Genomic DNA, 22,203 nt, shown 5'->3' with positions numbered 1-22,203 from the left:
ACGGTTGATCCAGCTTATCGTCTTCCTGCCGTTACTGGCCGCGGTCGTTGCCGGGTTCGGCAATCGCGCGATCGGCAACGTGCCGGCGAAACTCGTCACCACGGCTGCGCTGTTCGCATCGTGCCTGTTGTCTTGGCCGATCTTCATCGGCTTCCTTTCGGGCACCAGCACGGCGACCGTCGCGCCGCTGCTCGACTTCATCCATTCCGGCGACATGAACGTCGCGTGGTCGCTGCGCGTCGATGCGCTGACCGCTGTGATGCTCGTGGTCGTCACGTCGGTCTCGGCGCTCGTCCACCTGTATAGCTGGGGCTATATGGACGAGGATCCCGACCAGCCGCGCTTCTTCGCGTATCTGTCGCTGTTCACCTTCGCGATGCTGATGCTCGTGACGGCCAACAACCTCGTCCAGATGTTCTTCGGCTGGGAAGGCGTGGGTCTCGCATCCTACCTCCTGATCGGCTTCTGGTTCCGCAAGCCTTCGGCCAGCGCCGCCGCGATCAAGGCGTTCGTCGTCAACCGCGTCGGCGATCTCGGCTTCATGCTCGGCATCTTCGGCACGTTCCTGGTGTTCGGCACGGTCTCGATCCCCGAGATCCTCGCTGCGGCCCCCGGTATGGCCGGCTCGACGCTCGGCTTCCTCGGCTACCGCTTCGACACGATGACGGTACTCTGCCTGCTGCTGTTCGTCGGTGCGATGGGCAAGTCGGCGCAGCTCGGCCTGCACACCTGGCTGCCGGACGCGATGGAAGGCCCGACCCCGGTGTCGGCGCTGATCCACGCGGCGACGATGGTTACCGCCGGCGTCTTCATGGTGTGCCGCCTGTCGCCGATGTTCGAGATGAGCCCGGTCGCGCTGACGGTGGTCACTTCCGTCGGTGCCGCGACCTGCCTGTTCGCCGCCACCTGCGGCCTCGTGCAGACCGACATTAAGCGCGTGATCGCGTATTCGACCTGTTCGCAGCTCGGCTACATGTTCTTCGCGGCGGGTGTCGGCGCGTACGGCGCGGCTATGTTCCACCTCTTCACGCACGCGTTCTTCAAGGCGCTGCTGTTCCTCGGCGCCGGCTCGGTCATCCATGCGATGCACCACGAGCAGGACATGCGCTATTACGGTGGCCTGCGTAAGAAGATCCCGGTGACGTTCTGGGCGATGATGGCGGGCACGCTCGCGATCACCGGCGTCGGCATTCCCGGCATCTTCGGCAACACCGCGATCGGCTTCGCAGGCTTCCATTCGAAGGATGCGATCATCGAGGCGAGCTGGGCTGCGGGCCAGCCGGGCGTGTGGTTCGTCGGTGTGCTCGTCGCATTGCTGACCAGCTTCTACTCGTGGCGCGTGATGTTCCTGACCTTCTGGGGCAAGCCACGCTGGGCCGCATCGGAGCACATCCAGCATGCGTTCCACGATGCGCATGGTCACGAAGGGCACGCGCATGACGCGCATCACGCGGACGACCATCACGCGAACCCGGCGCAGGTCGAGGACGCAGGTCACGCGCCGCACGGTCATCACGATGCAACGCATGCACCGGCCGAAGGCGATGGCGGGTATCACCCGCACGAGAGCCCGTTGCCGATGCTGATCCCGCTGATCGTCCTGTCGATCGGTGCGGTCCTTGCCGGCTTCGTGTTCCACGGCTTCTTCATCGAGCCGACCGCAGGCGAAGAGTTCTGGAAGGGCGCACTCGCGTTCCGCGAACATCTGATGCACGAGATGCACGGCGTGCCGTTGCTGATCAAGCTGTCGGCGACGATCGCGATGCTGCTCGGCCTGCTGACCGCCTGGTACGCCTATATCAAGGCACCGACGTTCCCGGCCAAGGTCGTCGAACAGTTCGGCGTGCTCTACGACTTCCTGCTGCATAAGTGGTATTTCGATGAGCTGTACGACCTGATCTTCGTTCGCCCGGCGTTCGCGATCGGCCGCTTCCTGTGGCATCGCGGTGACGAGAAGACGATCAACCGGTTCGGGCCTGACGGTGCGACCTGGGTCGTCCAGATCGGCAGCCGCGTGGCCAACCGCTTCCAGACGGGATACCTCTACACCTATGCCTTCGTCATGCTGATCGGGCTGACCGCAGCCGTAACCTGGGCGATCGGACTGTAATGACCGGCTTTCCTATCCTCTCCGTCCTGATCGCGGTCCCGATGATCGCGGCCGTCGTGTGCCTGTTCGTCTCGGCGAACACGGCCCGGATGCTGGCGCTGGCGGCGACGCTGATCGACTTCGTTCTCGGCATCGTGCTGTGGATGAACTACGACATCGGCGGCGCGCAGTGGCAGTTCGTCGAGCATGCCCCCGGCATCTTCGGTCCGTTCGGCTGGTCGCTCGGCATCGACGGCTTCGCGCTGATGCTGATCATGCTCAGCGTGTTCCTGATGCCGATCTGCATCGGTGCCAGCTGGCGCTCGATCACGACGCGCGTGCCCGAATACATGGCGGCGTTCCTGTTCACCGAAGTGCTGATGATCGGCACGTTCGCGGCGCAGGACCTGTTCCTGTTCTACGTGTTCTTCGAAGCCGGCCTGATCCCGATGTACCTGATCATCGGCATCTGGGGCGGCGCCAACCGGATCTACGCGTCGTACAAGTTCTTCCTGTACACGCTGCTCGGCTCCGTCCTGATGTTCATCGCGATGTTGTACATGGCGAAGACCGCGGGCACGACCAGCATCCCGGCACTGATGAACTACGACTTCCCCACGCACGTGCAGACGTGGCTGTGGCTGGCGTTCTTCGCGTCGTTCGCGGTCAAGATGCCGATGTGGCCGGTCCACACCTGGTTGCCCGACGCGCACGTCCAGGCGCCGACCGCAGGCTCGGTGATCCTGGCGGGCGTGCTGTTGAAGCTCGGCGGATACGGCTTTCTGCGCTTTCTGCTGCCGATGTTCCCCGAAGCCTCGGGCCAGTTGACCTGGCTGATCTTTGGTCTGTCGGCGGTCGCGGTGATCTACACGTCGCTCGTCGCGCTCGTGCAGTCGGACATGAAGAAGCTGATCGCCTATTCGTCGGTCGCGCATATGGCGATCGTCACGATCGGCCTGTTCGCGTTCAACCGGCAGGGCATCGAAGGCGCGATGATCATGATGCTGAGCCACGGCCTGGTATCGGGTGCGTTGTTCCTGTGCGTCGGCGTGATCTACGACCAGCTCCATACCCGCGAGATCTCGCGCTATGGCGGCCTCGCGATCAACATGCCGAAGTACGCGATCTTCTTCCTGTTCTTCACGATGGCATCGATCGGCCTGCCGGGCACCAGCGGCTTCGTCGCCGAGTTCCTGTCGCTGATGGGCACGTACCAGGTCTCGACCTGGACCGCGCTGCTTTGCACGACGAGCATCATCCTCGGCGCCGCATACATGCTGTTCCTGTACCGTCGCGTCGTGTTCGGCGAGATCAAGACGGACGACGTTCGCGCTATGGTCGACCTGTCGGGCCGCGAGATGTGGCTGCTCGCACCGATCGCCGCCGTCGTGCTGTGGATGGGCGTGTATCCCGAGAGCTTCCTGGCTCCGATGCGCAAGGACGTGGGCGTGCTTCTCGCCCGTGTCGACCGCGCCAAGCCGGCCAGCGATTCCAACCCAACCGCGGGGAAGCCCGCAACCGTCCACGCGGGGAACCCCGCCACTGTCGATAGTGCCGCGCACGGGGAGGCACACTGATGGATTACGCCGCTAACATCGCCATGACGCTGCCCGAACTGGTGCTGGCGTTGAGTGCGATCGCCCTGATGCTCGTCTCGGCCTGGGGCGGGGACAAGTCGACGCGCGCCGTCTCGATCGCCGCTGTGTTCGTGCTGGCCGGGGCAGGGATCGCCTTGGTCGGTCCGGCCTCGTCGGGCGGCTATGCGTTCGACGGCCTGTACCGCGCAGACGCGTTCGGCGCGTTCGCCAAGGTGCTGATCTACATCGCTTCGGCGGTTGCGATCGTCATGGCGCCGAGCTTCTTCGCGCGTAGCCACGGCGACGATCTGCGTCCGGAATATCCGGTGCTGATCCTGCTGTCGGCCTGCGGCATGGGGATCATGGTCTCGGCCACCGACATGCTGACGCTGTATGTCGGTCTAGAACTCCAGAGCCTTGCGGCCTATGTCCTCGCCAGCTTTATGCGGCGCGACGGGCGTTCGGCGGAAGCCGGCCTGAAGTATTTCGTGCTCGGCGCGCTCGCCAGCGGCATCCTGCTGTACGGCATTTCGCTGGTCTACGGGTTTAGCGGCACGACGTTGTTCTCGGGCATCTCGGAAGCATACGCCGGCACCAAGTCGCTCGGCCTGCTGTTCGGTCTGGTGTTCGTGTTCGCTGGCCTTGCCTTCAAGATCAGCGCCGTGCCGTTCCACATGTGGACGCCCGACGTGTACGAAGGCGCACCGACCCCCGTCACCGCGTTCTTCGCGTCGGCCCCCAAGGTCGCGGCGCTTGCGCTCAGCGTCCGCGTGGCGGTCGATGCGATGGGCCCGGCGACAGACCAGTGGCGCCAGATCGTGATCTTCGCGGCACTCGCCTCGATCATCCTCGGTGCGGTGGCGGCAATCGGCCAGACCAACATCAAGCGACTGCTCGCCTATTCGTCGATCAATAACGTCGGCTTTGCGCTGATCGGTCTTGCGGCCGGGACGCCGGAAGGCGTGTCGGGCGTGCTGATGTACCTGACCATCTACGTCGCGATGACGCTGGGCTCGTTCCTGGTCGTGTTGCAGATGCGTGGTGACGACGGGCAGCCGGTCGAGACGATCGACAGCCTCGCCGGCATGTCGCGGACGCGGCCTGCACTCGCCGCGGCGCTCGCGATCTTCATGTTTAGCCTTGCCGGCATCCCGCCGCTGTTCGGCTTCTACGCGAAGTTCGCGGTGTTCAGCGCGGCGGTCGACGCCGGGCTGTTCCCGCTGGCGGTCGTCGGTATCGCGGCCTCGGTGATCGGCGCGTATTACTATCTGCGCGTCGTCAAGACGATGTACTTCGACGATCCGGCACCGGCGTTCGCGCCGATGGAGAGCAAGGTCGAGGGTGGCCTCATCGCCATCGCCGCGGTGTTCGTGTCGCCAGCCGGCTACCTCCTCATCCCCGTGCTCGGCGCGTGGACGATGGCGGCCGCACGGGCGCTGTTCTGAGCATCATCCGCACCGTCGCGGAGACAGGATCGACCAACGCCGACCTGCTGGAGCTTGCACGCGGCGGTGCCGAGGACGGTCTCTGGTTGCGTGCGATCCGTCAGACGGCGGGGCGGGGGCGGCTCGGGCGCGAATGGTCGTCGCCCGAGGGTAACCTCTACGCCAGCACGCTGGTCCGGTTGCGGCCGACCGATCCACCGGCTGCCAGCCTGGCGCTGGTCGCCGCGGTCGCCTTGCAGGAAACCGTGTCGACGTTCCTCGTTGCCGGGATCTGCCAGGGTACAACCGACGCGAGCGAGACGCTGGTCCTGAAATGGCCCAATGACCTCCTGCTCGCGGACGCCAAGCTGTCGGGCATCCTGCTTGAACGTGCAGATAACGCGGTGATCGTCGGCTACGGTGTCAACATCGCGCATCACCCTGACCTGCCCGACCGTCTCACGACCGATCTCGCCGCGCACGGCGTGGTGGTCGATCCGGCGATGTTCCTCGACATCCTCGCTGACAGTTTCGCGCGCTGGATCGGCCGCTGGCGCACCGAGGGCATCGCGCCCGTGCGTGAGCGCTGGGTCGATTGCGCGCACCCGGCCGGTACAGCGCTGACCGCTCGCCTCCCCGACGGCAGCGGGATCGACGGCCTGTTCGTCGGGCTCGACGCAGACGGCGCGCTGATCCTCCGCTTGGCGTCTGGCGAGCGGCGTGTCATTCACGCTGCCGACGTCTTCCTGCTTTGAGGCCCCGCTGATGCTGCTCGCGATCGATGCCGGCAATACCAATGTCGTGTTCGCGCTCGTCGAAGCCGGCGAGATCGTCGCGCGCTGGCGGATCGCGACCGATCCACGGCGTACGGCGGACGAGTATGCGGTGTGGCTGAGCCAGCTGATGCAGCTCGGCGGGCATGATCGTACTGCCGTCGAGGGCGTGATCGTCGCCACCGTCGTGCCGCGCGCGCTCCACAATCTGCAGGTGCTCGCGTCGAAATACTTCGACACCGAAGCACTTATCGCCGGCCATGCGCCAGTCGAATGGGGCATCGCAATCGACGTCGACGAGCCGGCCTCGCTCGGCGCAGACCGCGCGGTTAACACGATCGCCGCGCATGCGCTGCATCCCGGCGACCTGATCGTGATCGATTTCGGCACCGCGACTACGTTCGACGTCGTCGACTATAGCGGCGCGTACAAGGGCGGGATCATTGCGCCGGGGATCAACCTGTCGCTCGACGCGCTGGTGACCGCCGCGGCGAAGCTGCCGCGGATCGCGATCGAGGCGCCGACCGATACCAGCGTCATCGGGCTCAACACCGTCTCGCAGATGCACATCGGCATCTATTGGGGCTATGTTGCGATGATCGAGGGGCTGGTCGCGCGGATGAAGCGCGAGATCGGCCGTCCCGTGAAGGTCGTCGCCACCGGCGGCCTTGCCACATTATTCGAGAAACAGACCGACGTGTTCGACGTCATCGAAGCCGACCTGACGATCCAGGGGCTGGCGATGATGTGGGATCGTCACCATATCTAGGGCCATTGGGCTCGCGCCGACCGGCCTGCGGGCCATATTCCTGTATAATCCTGAAAGTAATCAATGACTCCGAAGAACGAACTCCTTTTCTGTGGCCTTGGCGGCTCCGGCGAAATCGGCATGAACGTCAACCTGTACGGCTGCCAGGGCAAGTGGGTGATGGTCGATCTCGGCATCACCTTCGCCGATCCGCAATATCCCGGCGTCGACGTGATCCTGCCCGACCTGTCGTTCATCGAGGACCGGATCGACGACCTGCTCGGCATCGTCATCACGCATGGTCATGAGGATCACATCGGCTCGCTGCCGTACCTCGCCGAAGACCTCGGCGTGCCGATCTACGCGACGCCGTTCACGATGGGTCTGATCCGCGGCAAGCTCGAGGAAGAGGGCATCGCCAACCGCGTGAAGCTCAAGATGATCCCGATGGGCAGCAATTTCCAGCTCGGGCCGTTCGGCTTCACCTTCGTCGAGATGTCGCATTCGATCCCCGAGGCGAACGCGCTGCTGATCGACACGCCTTATGGTCGCGTGTTCCACACCGGCGACTGGAAGCTCGACAAGAACCCGGTGATCGGCAATCCGACCACGCCCGAAGGCTTCATGGCGATCGGCGACAAGGGCGTCGACGTGCTGGTCTGCGATTCGACGAACATCTTCAACACCACCGCGTCGGGCAGCGAGAGCACCGTGCGCAAGGGGCTGTTCGAGGAGGTCAGCAAGGCCAAGGGCCGCGTGATGATCACCAGCTTCGCGTCGAACGCCGCGCGGTTGCACACGTTCGGCGAAGTCGCGAAGGAAACCGGGCGCAAGCTGTGTGTGACCGGGCGTTCGCTCGACCGGATCATCAAGGTGGCGCGCGCGACGGGCTATCTGAAGGATTTCCCCGATACGATCAGCCCCGACGAGGCGATGCGCCTGCCCAAGAACAAGGTGCTGATCATCGCCACCGGTGGCCAGGGCGAGGAGCGCGCGGCGCTCGCACGTGTCGCCAATGGCCAGCACACGATCACGCTCGAGGCCGACGACACGGTGATCTTCTCGTCGAAGCAGATCCCGGGCAACGAGGTCCAGATCGGTCGCATCCAGAACACGCTGGCGGCCAAGGGCATTCGCATGATCACCGAGCGCCAGGCGCACGTCCATGTGTCGGGTCACCCGGGTCAGCCGGAACTCGCGCAGATGTACGACTGGCTGCGGCCAGAGGTACTCGTGCCGACGCACGGGGAGATGCGCCATATGATGGAGCATGCGCGCTTCGGTCTCGAGCAGGGCATTCCGCGCGCGATCGTGCAGAGCAATGGCGACATCATCCGTTTGGCGCCCAAGGGCCCGGCGAAGATCGGCAATGCGACGGTCGGGCGTCTCGTGCTCGACGGCGACGTGATACTGCCGGCGGACGGCGCGACGCTAAGCGAGCGGCGCAAGCTGGCGATCAACGGCCAGATTTCGGTCGGTGTCGCGCTCGGCAAGGACGGCCGGATGGTCGGCCAGCCGCAGGTCCGCGTGCAGGGCGTGCCGGTCGAGGAAGACCGGGCGGCGTTCATCGCCGATGCGGTGCAGGCGGCTGCGGACACGGTACGTGGCGGCAAGCGCGAGAGCGAGAAAATGCGCGAGCAGATCCGGCTCGCGGTGCGCAAGGTCGCCAAGCGCTGGACCGGCAAGCAGCCGATCGTCGACGTGCTGCTGATCGAGGGTTGAGCCGATGCGCTGGACCTCGGCACTCGCGATCTACGTCCTGTTCTGGTCGTTCTCGGTGTTCCTGGTCCTGCCATTCGGCGTGAAGACGACACGCGAGGTCGGGGGCGAACACGTCCCCGGCCAGGCCGAGAGCGCGCCGCACGAGTTTCGGTCGGGGCGGACGGCGTGGCGGGTGACTGTCGTAGCGACGGTGCTGTTCGTACTTTTCCAGCTGAATTATTTTTATGGGTGGATCACTCCGCAGAGCGTCGACCTGTTCGATCGCGGCAACATGGTCACGCGCTGAGGCGCGACCCCACGATCCTCCCCCGCAAGGGGGAGGTGGCACCGAAGGTGACGGAGGGGGAGGGCACGGGACAGAGGTTTTCCCTGACCTCCCCCTCCGTCTGGCAAGTGCCAGCCACCTCCCCCTGGCGGGGGAGGATTACAGGTTAGCCTTTACCCCGGCGATCCGGCAGAGCCTGCCAGCAAGCCGCCATCGATATTGATCTCAGTCCCCGTAATATACGTCGCCTCGTCCGACGCGAGCATCACCGCGACCGCGGCGACCTCGTCCGGCATCCCGAACCGCTTCAATGGCGTGTCGGCCACCAGCGCTCCCATTCGCGTCTCGCGGTCCGGCCCATCGCCGAGCATCGGCTCCCAGATCGGCGTCAGTATCGCGGCCGGGTGCACCGAGTTGCAGCGGATCTTCCACCCCTGCTGCGCGCAGTACAGCGCCACCGTCTTGCTGTGATTGCGGATCGCCGCCTTCGACGACGCATAGGCCGCAGCTAAAGGGATCCCGACCAGCCCGGATCGCGACGAGATGTTGATGATCGACCCCGTGCCCGCGGCTTTCATCGCACCGATCGCATAGCGGCAGCCGAGGAACGTGCCGTCGAGATTGACCGCATGAACCGCGCGCCAGTCTGAGAGGCTAGCATGTTCCGGATCATGCGCGGTCATGCCGTGCTCGAAACCCGTCACGCCCGCATTGTTGACGAGAACGTCGGCCACCGGAAGGATCTCCGCTAGGCGCTGCCAATCCGCTTCTTCGCGGATGTCGAGCTTTTCGAACCGGCAGCCGATCGCCGCCGCAGTCTCGGCGCCGGCGGTTTCGTCGAAGTCGGTGAGGATGACGATGGCGCCTTCGTCATGGAAGCGCTCGGCGATCGCGCGGCCGATGCCACGTGCTGCGCCGGTGACGACGCAGATCTTGGTGTTCAGTCTGGGCATGTAAGCCTCGAAATATGAGTCCGGTCGGCGGGTTGCTCCGCTGGCGAGGGCCGCGTTAGCGGTGACGCTGGATCATTTCGAAAGCTCCTTTGAGGTCCGGTTCAGCGTAGCCGCTCGATCGCCTGTGCCAGTGCGACGTACAACTTGCCCATGTCGGACGACAGCAACGTCACGCCGAGCGGCGAGCCATCGCGTTGCGTCAGGATCGTGCGGAGCATCGCTTCGAAGTCGTGGATGTAGCGGTTGACCATCTCGCGGAAGGTCTCGTCCTGGTCGTAGAGGCCAGCGATCTCGCGGACTTCGCTGGCGTCTAGGATACGGACTGCACGTCGCGTGAAGACGCCGCGGTCGCCCTTGAGATACGCGCCCCATGCGCTGTCGGAGATTTCGGGCGCGATCGCCTTGGTAATGTCGATCGACGCCGAGTTGAGCGATTCGATCAGCAGCGAGACGCGGCGCGCGAAGGTGTCCTGGTCGGCGTCTTCGCGTTCGGTACGCGCTTCCTGGATCCGCGTTTCGACGATCGCGGTCTGGTCGACGATCGCCTGCACTTCGCGCGCGAGGCGTTCGGTCGCGCCGGTGGCGGCGTCGACCGCGGCGCCGGTCGCGTCGGTGAGCGCCTTGACCTGACGTTCCACGGTGTCGTTGGTCGCGCGGCGCATCGCGTCGGCACTGGCGGCTTCGAGCGCGGCCGCGGCTTCGGGGATGACCTTCGACAGCGTCTCGCGCGCCTTGTCGGCGGCCACCGCGGCGGTCTCGCGCACGCGGTGTAGCGCCTCGATCAACTGCGGCGCGGCGTCTTCGGCGAAATGCTGCGTCCGGCCGATAGCTTCATCGACCATGTGACCGAGCGCATCGGCCTTCGCGCGGCCGGTGTTGAGCGTGTTGAGCAGGTCGGTCGAGAGCGTGTCTAGAACTTGACGCTGTTCGCCGATTACCCCGGCGATCGCCTCGATCGCGTCGTGCGTGCTCTCCGCAGCGGTGACGAGCGCGAGTAGTTCGGGACGTGCCGAGACAACGATGCTCTTGCTGGCGAGCACCTGCGTATCGAGGCGGCCCAGTGCTTCGGGCATCGTCTCGTCGATCTCGCGCGCGGCGGCATCGAGTGCGACGAGCAGCGTCTCGGTCGTCGCAATCGTCCGGTGCGCCATATCGTCGCCGGCTCGCAACGCCTCGGTCATCGCGTCGGCAGAGCCGCCGAGCGCGCTGATCGATGCCGCGAGGTCCTGCGTGCGCTCGGTGCCGTGGCGATGGAGCAATTCGATCCGGGATTCGACTTCGCCGAGCCCGGTGTGAAGATCGTCGACGATCCGGTCGCCGGCGCTGCGTTGCAGATCGAGGCGGATCGCGACGCGTTCGATCGCGTCCTCGACGCTGGCGATCCGCTTGGCGAGCGCTTCGGCGCTGTCGCGGGCGGCGCTGTCGAGCGCGGCCTGGTTCGCCCCGACCATTGCCAACATCGCGTCACCCTGCGCGGCGATGCCACGGCGTGAGTGATCGACGGCATCGGCGGTGCGGTTGAGCAGCGCGTCGACCGCGGCGGACATGCCGTCGGTGACCGATTCGAGATGCGCGCCCGCGGTCTGGCTAGTCGCCTCCATACGGACGATGTGTGCGGCGAGGCGCTGTGCTGCGCCGCTGGCCATCGCGTCGGCGTCGCGGCCGCGTTCGGCCAACGCTACGATCTGCGCGTCGAGCGCTGCGGCGTGTTCGCTCGCAGACAGCCCGGTGCGTTCGAGGCGCTTGGCGACGTCGTCGATGTCGGCCTGCGCACGGGGGAGGGTAGCGATCAGGACGCCGAGGCTGGTCTGCGCGCCGGCGGTCGACGTCGCGAGGTTGCGCGCGTGTGCTGCGGCCTGGTCGATTTCGGAGACCATGCCGCGGCCGATCGCTGCGAGTTGCTCGGTCGCGCCACCACCCATCGCCATCAACGCGTTCAATTGTTCGGCGAGTTGCTGGCGGTTGGCATCGATCGTGTTCGACACAGCGGCGACGGTGCGTTCGAGGTTGGCGGCCTCGTCGCGCATCGCCTGCGCGGTGATGCCGAACCGGTGCGCCTCGCTACGGCTGGTACGCATCGCGAGCAGCCAGACGATGCCGATCAGCGCCGGGACGACGCAGAGCGCGGCGATGAACTGGACTAAGGCAACCGGCTCGATCGTCGCGAGCGAACCGCGCGCGAGCCACAGCATCGCCGCCAGCCAGACGACCACGGCGGCAACCGCGATACCCACGTAAAGGTGTCCGCGGTCGCGCGCAGGCTCTTGATAAACTTCGTCGAAGCCCGTTTCTGTGACGGTGTCGGACATGTTTTCTATCACTGGATCCATCACGATATCCGCGCGAATGGGATGGGCATGCCTGCCGACGCGCGAAACCCGATCATTGACGAACCCCCGTTCATGAACTGCGGAAGTATCATGAATTGCGGCGGGACAAAACGGATGATGCGGTCTTCGCACGTTCATCCGTCCGGTAAGCAGGGCGGCACGGCGTATGGTCCGACCACCATAGGGGCAGGGACCGTCGGTCGACGGAACGCGCGAGAATTTGGGTATCGATCGACGTGCGGTTTCGCGCCTGCAACGCCGAACCGAGCCTTGGCGCAGGGCGGTTCGGCCGAACGCGGGCTTTGCAGGACGGCGCGTACCGCCTAACAGCCTGCGATGCTTGCCGGCCTATTATTTGCAATTCATGATGCCGACGATCGCCCCGATCGTCTTGCTGCGACCTTGCCCTTCAGTGGCGTGACGTTGATCGAGTATCAGGCGCGGTTGCTGATCGCCGCCGGCGTTTCGCAGATCATCATCGTCGTTGCGCGCATGACCCCCGAATTGCTCGGGGCGATCAATCGCATCGGACGGCGCGGCGTGAGCGTCGATACGGTACGATCCGCGATGGAAGCGGGCGAGAAACTTCACCCGCTCGCGCCGGTCCTGATGCTCGGCGACGGGCTCGTCACCACCGACGCGATCGTCAAGGCGATGGCGGTCGAAGATGGCGACTGCCTGCTCGTCGTCCCCGAGAGCGACGCGGGGCCGGGATTCGAGCGTGTCGGCGGACGGATGGCGTGGGCCGGTGTCGCGCGGCTGAGTTCGAGCCGGATCGCTGAAGTCGCGGGCCTGCCGCAGGATTATGATCTCCAGTCTTCGCTGTTGCGGTTTGCGGTACAATCGCGCGCGACACACGTGCTGTTGCCGACCGACGCGGTGCGCGGTGGGCACGGGATAGAGCGTCAGGCGCGGACGCTGGAAGAGCGCGGGCGCGCGGTGCTGATGACGATCGTGTCGGGGCGGCGAGGCTGGTTCGACCGCTTTGTTCTCGCACCGATCGCGCGGCTCGCATTGCCGCTGCTCGTCGATCGTGGTGCGGCGGGCACCACGGTTGGAGCCGCCGGCGCTGCGCTGGGCGTGGCCGGATTGGTGACGATCGGCTTCGGGCTGCCGTCGATCGGTCTGGTATTGTCCCTCGTCGGATGCATCGCCCTGGCACTCGGCTCGGTGCTGAGCGGACTTCGCGACGATGCGCCGATGGCCCGTGGGCAGACCTTCGCGATCGGCGGCGTGGCTGCGGCATCGATCCTGGTCTTCGCGTTTTTCGTCAGCGGCTATGCGGGGAACAACACCGCATTGGCGATCGGTACCGCGCTCGTCGCGATCGGCGCGCTGGCCGAACGCGCCATACTCGAACGCGAACGGCAGATGTGGTGGGGAAGTCCGGCAGCCTATCTGCTGATCGTCGCGCTGCTCGCGATCCTGGGGTTCCCGGTGTTCGGGCTCGGCCTGACCGCGGTGTATGCGACCGCGACGCTGGCTGTCGTTATCGAGCGACTGCGCCGAACGCCTTAGGCGGACCTTAACGTCCGGAGGCTAAGCACGGGATCATGTCGGTCGGTCCAGACCCAGTGCGTGACGTCGTGTCGCCCTATGATCCCGTTGCGCGAGCGGAGGATGCACGCCTGCGCGCGGACGCGCGGCTGACCGGAACGATCGCGGATTTCTTTCTCGATGCCGACGCACGGCTAGACGACCGGACGCGGCTGATGCTCGCGCAAGTGCTCGGCGCGATCGTCGGGGCGATCGAGTGGGACATCCGCCGACATGCCGCGCGACTGCTGGCGGGTAGTGGCGCGACACAGGCCGGTGAAGCAATGCTGAAGGCCGGGGCGGGGGGCGTTCTCGATCGTCTCACGCGGGCGGGATTGCTCCGCGACGAAGAATTGATGGACGAACTGATCGCGCGTGTACGCCATGACCTGATTGCCGCCTCGTTGCCGGTCGAGGTCGCGGAACCCGACGAAGCGAGCTTGCTGGTACGGCTGGCGGGGGTGCCGGACAGCGTGGTGGCGTCGGCGGCGTCTGCGTTGCTGGCTGCGGAAAGCCGGCGGCGGGTGGCGAACGAGCAGGGATCGGTCGGGGGTAGTGAATTGCCCGCCGAACTGCATCACCGGCTGGTCTGGTGGGTGGCGGCGGCTGTCCGCGATGGCTTGAAGTCCGTCACGCGGGAGAGCGACCGGGCGATCACCGATGCGGCGCAGCGCAGTCTCGCCGCGCATGACGAGGGCGAGCGGCCTGATGCTGTGGCGACGCGGCTCGCCGGCGCGCTGGATGCGCGACCGAACGAGCTGCCCGCAGTGCTGGTCGAATCGATCGGCGACCGGCGCCTGTCGTTGTTCGTCGCGGTGCTGGCGCATGCGATCGGCATCGCGTTCGATCAGGCGCGAGCGATCACGCTCGATCCGGAGGGCGATCGGCTGTGGCTGGCGTTGCGTGCGATCGATCTCGATCGTCCGACGATCGCGCGGATCGGGCTGGCGCTGTCGGAGGCGGATCCGCGGCGGGATATCGAGGCGTTTGCGGATGCGCTCGACGCGATCGTGTCGGTCGGGGTCGAGGATGCACGTGCGTCGCTGGCGCCGCTGGCGCTGAACCGCGATTTTCGGATGGCGTTGCGCGCGCTGGCGCGTACGGATCGGCGATGAGCGTGTTCGACCCTTCGATCGAAAGTCCGATTGCGCACGCGATCGTTGCGCCCGACGGCTCGCTGTCGTTTGCGGATCCGGCGCTGGTCGCGCTCAACCAGCGGGCGGGCGGGATGCGCGGTGCGCCACTTGCCGTGCCTCAGCTTGCGACGATCGCCCGGCTCGCACGTCGGCTGGGGATCGTCGTGTCGCGCGGCGTGGTCGTCGCGGACGACGAGACGGATGTGGACCTCTGGGTACGGGCTCAGCCGGATGGTGAGAACGTACGGCTGACGGTAAGCGGCTGGCGCGAGATCGCGGCGTGGCGGCCGGCGCGACCGTCGCCCGATACGCAGGGCGATTTCCATGGCAGCGATACGGATTGGCGGTGGGAGACGGATTCCGCGCTGCGGCTGACGTTCGTCACGCTCGATGCGGGGCCGAAGCACGGGTTCGACGCGTTCGCGTTGCTTGGCCAGCCGCTGACGGCGATGTTTTCGCTGGATACCGGTGCGGATGGGGCTTTGCCGATCCTCGACTCACTTGCGCGGCGACGCCCGATGACGGCGCAGCCCGCGCGGCTGCGGAGTTCCGGACGCGCGGTGACGTTGACGGCCAATGTTCGACACGATGCGGCGGGCGACTTTGCCGGGTTCGTTGGCGCTGCACGCATGGTGGTAGAAGACGCGCCGCCCCCTGCCGCGTCGACGGAAACGCTGTCGCCGACCTTTACGAGCGGACTCGACAAGGCGTTGCGGGTTCCTCTCGCGCGTATCGTCGCGAACGCAGACAGCATCAATGCGCAGGCGGATGGTCCGGTGCAGGGCGATTATGCGGATTACGCCGCGGATATCGCCAGTGCGGGGCGGCATCTGCTCGAACTGGTCGATGACCTCGTCGATCTCCAGGCGGTCGAGCGGCCCGATTTCGCGCTCGTGCCCGAGCCGATCGACCTCGCCGATGTGGCGCGACGGGCGGCGGGGCTGTTGTCGGTGCGCGCGGCGAACGCAGGCGTCACGATCACGCGCCCGGCGCTGGACGTGCGTGTTCCGGCGCTCGGCGATTTCCGCCGCGTGTTACAGGTGCTGGTCAATCTCGTCGGCAACGCGGTGCGCTATTCGCCGCGCGGGGCGCAGGTGATCGTCACCGTGACGCGGACGCAGACCCACGCAGTCGTCGTGGTCGCGGACAAGGGCAAGGGTGTCGCGCCCGAGGATCAGGTCCGGATTTTCGAGAAGTTCGAGCGGGTCGATCCGTCGGAGGCCGGCGGCAACGGGCTCGGCCTGTACATCGCACGGCGCCTGGCGCGGGCGATGCAGGGGGATCTCACGGTCGAGAGCGCGCCCGGCGAAGGCGCGCGGTTCGTCTTGACGTTACCGGCGGATCCGGCGCGCCAGTAATATCAGCGCGAGGCCGAACGCGGCGAGGAATGCGCCGCGATCCGCCCATGGCCGCTGGTCGAGCATGAAGCTCGACTGCGGCCAGTGGACGTACCCGAGCCCCTGACCGATCCAGAGCAGACCCATCAGCGCGCACAGTACGCCGACGACCATCAGGATCGGCCGGAGGGCCTTCATCAGCGTGACGCCATCGGGACGTAGTCACGCGCGGTCGGGCCGCTGTACAGCTGGCGTGGACGGCCGATCTTCTGGTCGGGATCGGTGATCATCTCGTTCCACTGCGCGACCCAGCCGACGGTGCGGGCAAGCGCGAAGAGGACGGTGAACATCGAGGTCGGGAAGCCGATCGCCGACAGGATCACGCCCGAGTAGAAATCGACGTTCGGGAACAGCTTCTTCTCGATGAAGTACGGATCGCTAAGCGCCAGACGCTCGAGCTCGATCGCGACGTCGAACACGGGGTCGGTGACGCCCAGCTCGCCGAGCACCTCCTTGACGGTCGTCTGCATGACGGCCGCGCGCGGATCGTAGTTCTTGTAGACGCGGTGACCGAAGCCCATCAGGCGGAACGGATCGTTCTTGTCCTTGGCGCGAGCGATGTACTCGGGGATGCGGTCGACGGTGCCGATCTCGTGCAGCATGTTGAGCGCGGCTTCGTTCGCGCCGCCGTGTGCGGGGCCCCACAGGCAGGCGATGCCGGCGGCGATGCACGCGAACGGGTTGGCGCCCGACGACCCGGCGAGACGGACGGTCGAGGTCGACGCGTTCTGCTCGTGATCGGCGTGGAGGATGAAGATGCGGTCCATCGCCTTCTCGACGATCGGGTTCACGACGTACTTCTCGGCGGGGACGCCGAACGTCATCTTCAGGAAATTGCCGGTGTAGCTCAGCGTGTTGTCAGGATAGACGAACGGCTGGCCGACGCTGTACTTGTACGCCATCGCGGCGATCGTCGGCATCTTGGCGATCAGGCGGTGCGACGCGATGACGCGCTGTGCCGGATCGTGGATGTCGGTCGAATCGTGATAGAACGCCGACAATGCGCCGACGACACCGCACAGGATCGCCATCGGATGCGCATCGCGGCGGAAGCCACGGAAGAACTGCGCAAGCTGCTCGTGCACCATCGTGTGGCGCGTGATCGTGTTGGAGAAGTTCGCCAGCTCGTCTTCGCTCGGCAGTTCGCCGTTGAGCAGGAGATAGGCGACTTCCATGAAGTTCGACTGCTCGGCCAGTTCGCCGATCGTGTAGCCGCGGTGCAGCAGCGTGCCCGCGTCACCATCGATATAGGTCAGCTTCGACTGGCACGACGCCGTCGAGGTAAAGCCCGGATCATAGGTGAAATTGTCCGTCTGCGCGTACAGCTTGCGGATATCGATGACATCGGGTCCGACCGTACCGGACATCACCGGATACTCGAAATCCTTGCCGTCGACCTTGAGGGTTGCGGTCTCGCTCATGCTTGTATCCTTCCTCGAAATCTTATCAGCTAGCCATCCGGTCGGCGATCCGTCCCAGGCTCTCGTCGCGCCCGAGCAGGTCGAGCACGTCGAAGATCCCCGGCGACGTCTTGCGTCCCGTCAGCGCGGCGCGAAGCGGCTGTGCGACCTGGCCGAGCTTGACGCCCCGCGCTTCGGCCACGCGCCGTACCGCGCCTTCGAGCGCCTCCGTATCCCACGTGGCGAGCGCGTCAAGTTCGGCATGGACATTGACCAAAATCGAACTCGCTTCACCCTGCAAAAGGCTCGCCGCGGCGTCATCCATCGCCAGGGGACGCTGGCTGAACAGGAAATTCGCCCCTTCGGCGAGCTCGTTCAGGTTTGCGGCACGCGGCTTCAGGACGGGCATCGCGCGAGTCAGAAGATCGAGTCCGCCGGTCGGGAGGTCGTGGCCGAGACGATCCGCCGCGAGTTGCGCAAGGCGCGCGTCGTCGGCTTCGCGGATGTAATGGCCATTGAGGTTCTCGAGCTTCTTCAGGTCGAAGCGTGACGGCGACTTGCCGACGCCCGACAGGTCGAACCATTCGACCGCCTGGTCGCGGCTGATGATCTCGTCGTCGCCATGACCCCAACCGAGCCGGAGCAGGTAGTTGTCGAACGCCTCGGGCAGGATACCCATCTCGTCGCGGTAGGCCTCGATGCCCACCGCGCCGTGACGCTTCGACAGCTTGGCGCCGTCGGGGCCGTGGATCAGCGGGATGTGCGCGTAGATAGGCTCGGGCCAGTTCATGGCTCGGTAAATCGGCAACTGGCGGAACGCGTTGTTGAGATGATCGTCGCCGCGGATGACGTGCGTGACGCCCATGTCGTGATCGTCGACGACGACCGCGAGCATGTAGGTCGGCGTGCCGTCCGAACGGAGCAGGACGAGGTCGTCGATCTCTTCGTTCTTGACCGTCACCGCGCCTTGTACCCGGTCCTCGATCGTGACGGCACCTTCCTGCGGCGCGCGCAGACGGACGACATGGGGAAGGTTCGGTGCTTCGCTCTCGGGACGATCGCGCCAAGGGCTGCGGATGCGGAGCGGCGTCTTCGCGGCCTGCGCCTCGGCACGCATCGCGGCAATCTCGTCGTTGGTCATGTAGCAGCGATAGGCGTGGCCGTTCGCGACCATCTCGTGCGCGACCTGCGCATGACGCTCAGCGCCCGCGAACTGCATGACGACGTCGCCGTCCCAGTCGAGCCCGAGCCAGCGCATCCCGTCGATGATCGCGTCGATCGCCGGTTGGGTCGAGCGGACCCGGTCGGTATCCTCAATCCGCAGCAGGAACTTGCCGCCATTCGCCTTGGCGAACAGCCAGTTGAACAGCGCGGTGCGCGCGCCGCCAAGATGCAGGAACCCCGTCGGCGACGGAGCGAAACGGGTAACCACGGGTGCGGCCGAGTTGGCGGTGCCCGTATCAGATATTGCGCCCAACCGCGGGTGCTCCCAGACTGATGAAACGATGGAGAAACGATGGCGATGACAGCCGTCGCCGCCCCTAGCATGCGTCCTTGGCGGCGACAAATGGGCGTGCCGCGATGGGGGGCTGTCGTCGGGCTTGCCGTGGAACGCTGGCTCGAGGCGGAGCGCGACCAGTTGGTGTTGTGGCTGCCGGTGATGCTGGGTGGCGGGATAGCGCTGTGGTTTGCGCTGCCGGACCCGGCGGCTTGGTGCATGGCGATATTGGTGTTGGTGGCGAGCGCGTTGGCGTTTCTGGCGGTGGGGCAGGGTGGCCGTGCGGCGCGGTCTTTGGCGATCGGGTTGCTGACGGCGGCGCTGGGGCTTGGGCTTATCTGGGCGCGATCGGAGTCGGTGGCGCGACCGGTGCTGAGTGGCCCGACGATCGCTAGCTTCTCCGCGAGGGTCGAGGCGATCGAGCCGCTGATCGCGCGGAAGCTGGTCCGGTTGACGCTGCTGCCGATCGGGAAGGGCGCCGAGACCGACGGGCAACCGGTCGCCCTGCCGTACCGCGTCCGCGTCAATCTTGCGGAAGCGGATGCGCCCAAGTTGCTGGGAACGGGAGCGGTAGTGCATCTGCGGGCCCGGCTGATGCCGCCGCCGCTTCCCTCGGTGCCGGGGGCGTACGACTTTGCCCGCGTCGCGTGGTTCGGCGGGATCGGCGCGACAGGGCGGGGCTTCGCGCCAGTGGCTGTGACAACGCCGAGCGAGTCGGGTGCCGGCATCCGCGTTGCGCTCTCGCACCATATCGTCTCGCGATTGGATGGCAGCGCTGGCGGGATTGCCGCAGCGCTTGCAACTGGCGACGTCGGTGCGATCAGCGAAGAGGATTCGGAGGCGATGCGCCGTGCGGGACTCGCGCATCTGCTGTCGGTGAGCGGGTTGCATATTACGGCTGCGGTGGCGGCGACGATGTTGATCGTGCTGCGGCTGCTGGCGCTCAGTCCTTGGCTGGCTTTGCACGCGCGTCTGCCGTTGATTGCCGCGCTGGCCGGGGCGGCGGCGGCAATCGGCTATACGTTGCTGACCGGAAGCCAGGTTCCGACGATCCGGTCGTGCGTCGCCGCGCTGCTCGTGCTGGCAGCACTGGCGATGGGACGCGAGGCGATGACCTTGCGCCTCGTTGCGGCCGGGGCGGCGTGCGTCATGCTGGTGCTCCCCGAATCGGCGGCGGGACCCAGCTTTCAGCTCTCGTTCGCGGCGATCACCGCAATCATGGCGCTGCACGAACATCCGACGATCCGCGCTTTTTTCCGACCGCATGAGGAGGGGCGAGGCCGTCGTCTCACACGGGGCGTCGCGTCGCTGCTTCTCACGGGGCTGCTCGTCGAGTTCGCGCTGATGCCGATCGCGGTCTACCATTTCCACAAGGCGGGCTTGTACGGCGCGTTTGCCAATATAGTCGCGATCCCGCTGACGACGTTCGTGGTCATGCCGCTGGAGGCGCTGGCGTTGCTTCTCGATGCCGGCGGACTTGGGGCGCCGATCTGGTGGCTGGTTCAACGGTCGCTCGACGCGCTTCTCTGGCTCGCGCATGTCGTCGCCGGCGCGCCGGGATCGGTCCGATCGTTGCCCGCGATGCCCACGGCGGCATTCGCCTTGATGATCGTCGGCGGTATCTGGATCGCGCTATGGCGAACGCGCTGGCGGCGGCTGGGTTTACTGCCGCTCGCGGCTGGGGCGGTCTGGGCACTTGCGACACCCGCCCCGGACATTCTGATCACCGGCGACGGTCGCCACGTTGCGGTACGGACGGCCGCGGGGCTGGCTATGCTGCGCGATCGGGCGGGCGACTACACGCGGGACATGCTCTCCGAGAATGGTGGGGTGGACGGCGAGCCCTTGTTGTTGGCGGACCAGCCCGATGCGCGGTGCAGCCGCGATCTGTGTATGACCGACATCGCCTCTCGGGGACGGACGTGGCGGATACTTGCAACTCGCAGCGATTATATGGTCCCGATTGCGGAACTGATTGCCGCTTGTCGCACCGCCGACGTCGTCGTCAGCGAACGCGGTCTGCCGAAACGCTGTGTGCCGCGGTGGCTGAAACTGGACCGCCGTGTTTTGCGGCATACGGGCGGCATCGCGCTGACCTTGGGGACGGGGACGGTCGTGACGATTTTGAATTCCGGCGACCGCCACCCCTGGCGCGATCCGCCTGTCCTTGAGCGTCCAGCGCATCTTTTCAGATCGCGGCACGCTGAGTTTCACGATGGTACGTCTGGGTTTTGGGCCGACCGAAGTCGCTGGAAGTCTCATGTTCACGCGAAGGCGCAAAGGCGCGAAGATGATGCGGTTCGGGAGACCATCCCGAACTCCGCGCGCGATCGGGGAGCGTCGTCGCCTTGACCTCTTCGAAGTGAAGGTAGGCGCCCCCCAAACGCAACATCTTCGCGCCTTAGCGCCTTCGCGCGATCCAAATCATCAGCCGAAGCGCGCGGTGGTCGGCGATGAATTTTCACGCGGAGACGCGGAGCAGTGTCTCAAACGATGAACCGGACCAGTTTGATGGCTATCCCGTGATTCATCCGACGTCGTTTGAATCCGCCGGTTCTCCCCGAGCGTAACACCTCCGCGTCTCCGCGTGCACAAATTCTTGCGACCGCGCGGAGTAGGAGGCGTCCGTTCAGTCGTAGCGACGAAGGATGCCGGAGAGTTTGCCTTGGACGCGGACTTGGGCGGGGGCGTAGCGTTGGGGGTCGTAGGCTCGGTTGGCGGGGTCGAGCCGGACCATCGCGCCTTCGCGGCGGAAGTATTTTAGGGTGGCTTCGCTGTCTTCGATCAGGGCTACGACAATTTCGCCGTCTCGCGCCGTTTCGGTGCGGCGGATCAGGGCGTAGTCGCCGTCGAGAATGCCAGCTTCGACCATCGAATCGCCTGAGACTTCCAGGGCGTAATGTTCGCCGGTGCCGAGGAGTGCGGCGGGGACGGCTAGCATGGTGCTGCCTTCGAACGCTTCGATCGGGACACCGGCGGCGATGCGGCCGTGGAGGGGGATCTCGATGACGTCGTTGGCCGGTTGCGGCGTTGCGGCGGCTGGGGCGGCCTTGACGTTCGATGGCTTGGTCGGCGTCTTCTTTTCCGGGCGCTCGGGCATGCGCAGCACTTCGAGCGCGCGCGCGCGGTTCGGCAGGCGGCGGATGAAGTTGCGCTCCTCGAGCGCGCTGATCAGACGATGAACGCCCGACTTCGACTTGAGGTCGAGTGCTTCCTTCATCTCCTCGAACGACGGCGAGACGCCGGTTTCGTTGAGGCGATCGTTGATGAAGCAGACGAGTTCGTGCTGCTTGCGCGTGAGCATGGCGGTTCTCCGTCCGGAACAGACTGGGAACTTCTATGGAACATAATTAAC

General features: G+C 65.9%; 17 protein-coding genes. 11 read left to right on the top strand and 6 right to left on the bottom strand.

Annotated elements, in window-relative coordinates; all coding sequences use genetic code 11:
* Positions 1–4: 4 nt before the first annotated feature.
* The 7 genes from nuoL (at position 5) to C8J25_RS13290 (ending at position 8,619) form a co-directional block, all read left to right on the top strand.
* The gene (gene nuoL / locus C8J25_RS13320) at positions 5–2,110 is read left to right on the top strand and encodes an NADH-quinone oxidoreductase subunit L (protein WP_107954865.1); all 2,106 of its coding nucleotides are present in this window, start codon (positions 5–7) and stop codon (positions 2,108–2,110) included.
* Positions 2,110–3,666 (top strand): NADH-quinone oxidoreductase subunit M, encoded by a 1,557-nt coding sequence (locus C8J25_RS13315; RefSeq protein ID WP_107954864.1) that lies wholly within the window; start codon positions 2,110–2,112, stop codon positions 3,664–3,666. Before nuoL ends, C8J25_RS13315 begins: the two co-directional genes overlap by 1 nt.
* A complete protein-coding gene (nuoN, locus tag C8J25_RS13310; protein ID WP_107954863.1) occupies positions 3,666–5,111 on the top strand; it encodes an NADH-quinone oxidoreductase subunit NuoN in 1,446 nt (481 codons plus the stop codon). The genes C8J25_RS13315 and nuoN overlap by 1 nt, the downstream gene beginning before the upstream one ends.
* Positions 5,112–5,113: 2 nt before the next feature.
* A complete protein-coding gene (locus C8J25_RS13305; RefSeq protein WP_107955020.1) occupies positions 5,114–5,845 on the top strand; it encodes a biotin--[acetyl-CoA-carboxylase] ligase in 732 nt (243 codons plus the stop codon).
* A 10-nt stretch (positions 5,846–5,855) separates the two neighbouring features.
* On the top strand, positions 5,856–6,632 hold the full coding sequence (locus tag C8J25_RS13300; RefSeq protein WP_107954862.1) for a type III pantothenate kinase: 777 nt from the start codon (positions 5,856–5,858) through the stop codon (positions 6,630–6,632).
* 63 nt (positions 6,633–6,695) lie between these two features.
* Entirely contained in the window at positions 6,696–8,333 is a 1,638-nt protein-coding gene (locus tag C8J25_RS13295) for a ribonuclease J (RefSeq protein ID WP_107954861.1), read from the top strand.
* 4 nt (positions 8,334–8,337) lie between these two features.
* The gene (locus C8J25_RS13290; protein ID WP_107954860.1) at positions 8,338–8,619 is read left to right on the top strand and encodes a DUF1467 family protein; all 282 of its coding nucleotides are present in this window, start codon (positions 8,338–8,340) and stop codon (positions 8,617–8,619) included.
* Between the two features lie 152 nt (positions 8,620–8,771).
* On the opposite strand, the gene C8J25_RS13285 is transcribed toward C8J25_RS13290, so the two are convergent.
* On the bottom strand, positions 8,772–9,551 hold the full coding sequence (locus tag C8J25_RS13285; protein WP_107954859.1) for an SDR family oxidoreductase: 780 nt from the start codon (positions 9,549–9,551) through the stop codon (positions 8,772–8,774).
* Positions 9,552–9,652: 101 nt separating this feature from the next.
* Positions 9,653–11,860 (bottom strand): coiled-coil domain-containing protein, encoded by a 2,208-nt coding sequence (locus C8J25_RS13280; protein WP_244187085.1) that lies wholly within the window; start codon positions 11,858–11,860, stop codon positions 9,653–9,655.
* A gap of 357 nt (positions 11,861–12,217) precedes the next feature.
* Between C8J25_RS13280 and C8J25_RS13275 the strand changes: the two genes are divergently transcribed.
* Genes C8J25_RS13275 through C8J25_RS13265 form a run of 3 tightly spaced genes read left to right on the top strand, consistent with a single transcriptional unit; the run spans position 12,218 to position 15,911 of the window.
* Positions 12,218–13,399: a hypothetical protein gene (locus C8J25_RS13275; RefSeq protein ID WP_107954858.1), complete on the top strand. Its 1,182-nt coding sequence runs from the start codon at positions 12,218–12,220 to the stop codon at positions 13,397–13,399.
* 35 nt (positions 13,400–13,434) lie between these two features.
* Positions 13,435–14,532, top strand: coding sequence for a DUF2336 domain-containing protein (locus tag C8J25_RS13270; RefSeq protein WP_107954857.1), 1,098 nt, complete (start codon positions 13,435–13,437; stop codon positions 14,530–14,532).
* Positions 14,529–15,911, top strand: a complete 1,383-nt coding sequence (locus tag C8J25_RS13265; RefSeq protein ID WP_107954856.1) for a sensor histidine kinase — start codon at positions 14,529–14,531, stop codon at positions 15,909–15,911. Before C8J25_RS13270 ends, C8J25_RS13265 begins: the two co-directional genes overlap by 4 nt.
* Here C8J25_RS13265 and C8J25_RS13260 read toward each other — a convergent pair.
* The 3 genes from C8J25_RS13260 to gltX are packed head-to-tail and all read right to left on the bottom strand — an operon-like array spanning position 15,885 to position 18,827.
* Entirely contained in the window at positions 15,885–16,088 is a 204-nt protein-coding gene (locus C8J25_RS13260; protein ID WP_107954855.1) for a hypothetical protein, read from the bottom strand. The genes C8J25_RS13265 and C8J25_RS13260 overlap by 27 nt on opposite strands.
* Positions 16,088–17,371 carry a citrate synthase gene (locus tag C8J25_RS13255; RefSeq protein ID WP_056048581.1) on the bottom strand — a complete coding sequence of 428 codons (1,284 nt, stop codon included), beginning with the start codon at positions 17,369–17,371 and terminating at the stop codon, positions 16,088–16,090. Before C8J25_RS13255 ends, C8J25_RS13260 begins: the two co-directional genes overlap by 1 nt.
* 25 nt (positions 17,372–17,396) lie before the next feature.
* The gene (gene gltX, locus C8J25_RS13250) at positions 17,397–18,827 is read right to left on the bottom strand and encodes a glutamate--tRNA ligase (protein WP_425275465.1); all 1,431 of its coding nucleotides are present in this window, start codon (positions 18,825–18,827) and stop codon (positions 17,397–17,399) included.
* A 90-nt stretch (positions 18,828–18,917) separates the two neighbouring features.
* Between gltX and C8J25_RS13245 the strand changes: the two genes are divergently transcribed.
* Positions 18,918–21,200, top strand: a complete 2,283-nt coding sequence (locus C8J25_RS13245; protein WP_208622608.1) for a ComEC/Rec2 family competence protein — start codon at positions 18,918–18,920, stop codon at positions 21,198–21,200.
* A gap of 277 nt (positions 21,201–21,477) precedes the next feature.
* Here the strand turns inward: C8J25_RS13245 and lexA are convergent, their stop codons facing one another.
* Positions 21,478–22,152, bottom strand: coding sequence for a transcriptional repressor LexA (lexA, locus tag C8J25_RS13240; protein ID WP_107954854.1), 675 nt, complete (start codon positions 22,150–22,152; stop codon positions 21,478–21,480).
* Positions 22,153–22,203 lie beyond the last annotated feature (51 nt).

Source organism: Sphingomonas faeni (genome assembly GCF_003053745.1).
In the GTDB taxonomy this organism is placed as follows: Bacteria; Pseudomonadota; Alphaproteobacteria; order Sphingomonadales; family Sphingomonadaceae; genus Sphingomonas; species Sphingomonas faeni.
The sequence above is the reverse complement of the archived record's forward strand: the minus strand, read 5'-3'. Positions and strand labels throughout refer to the sequence as shown.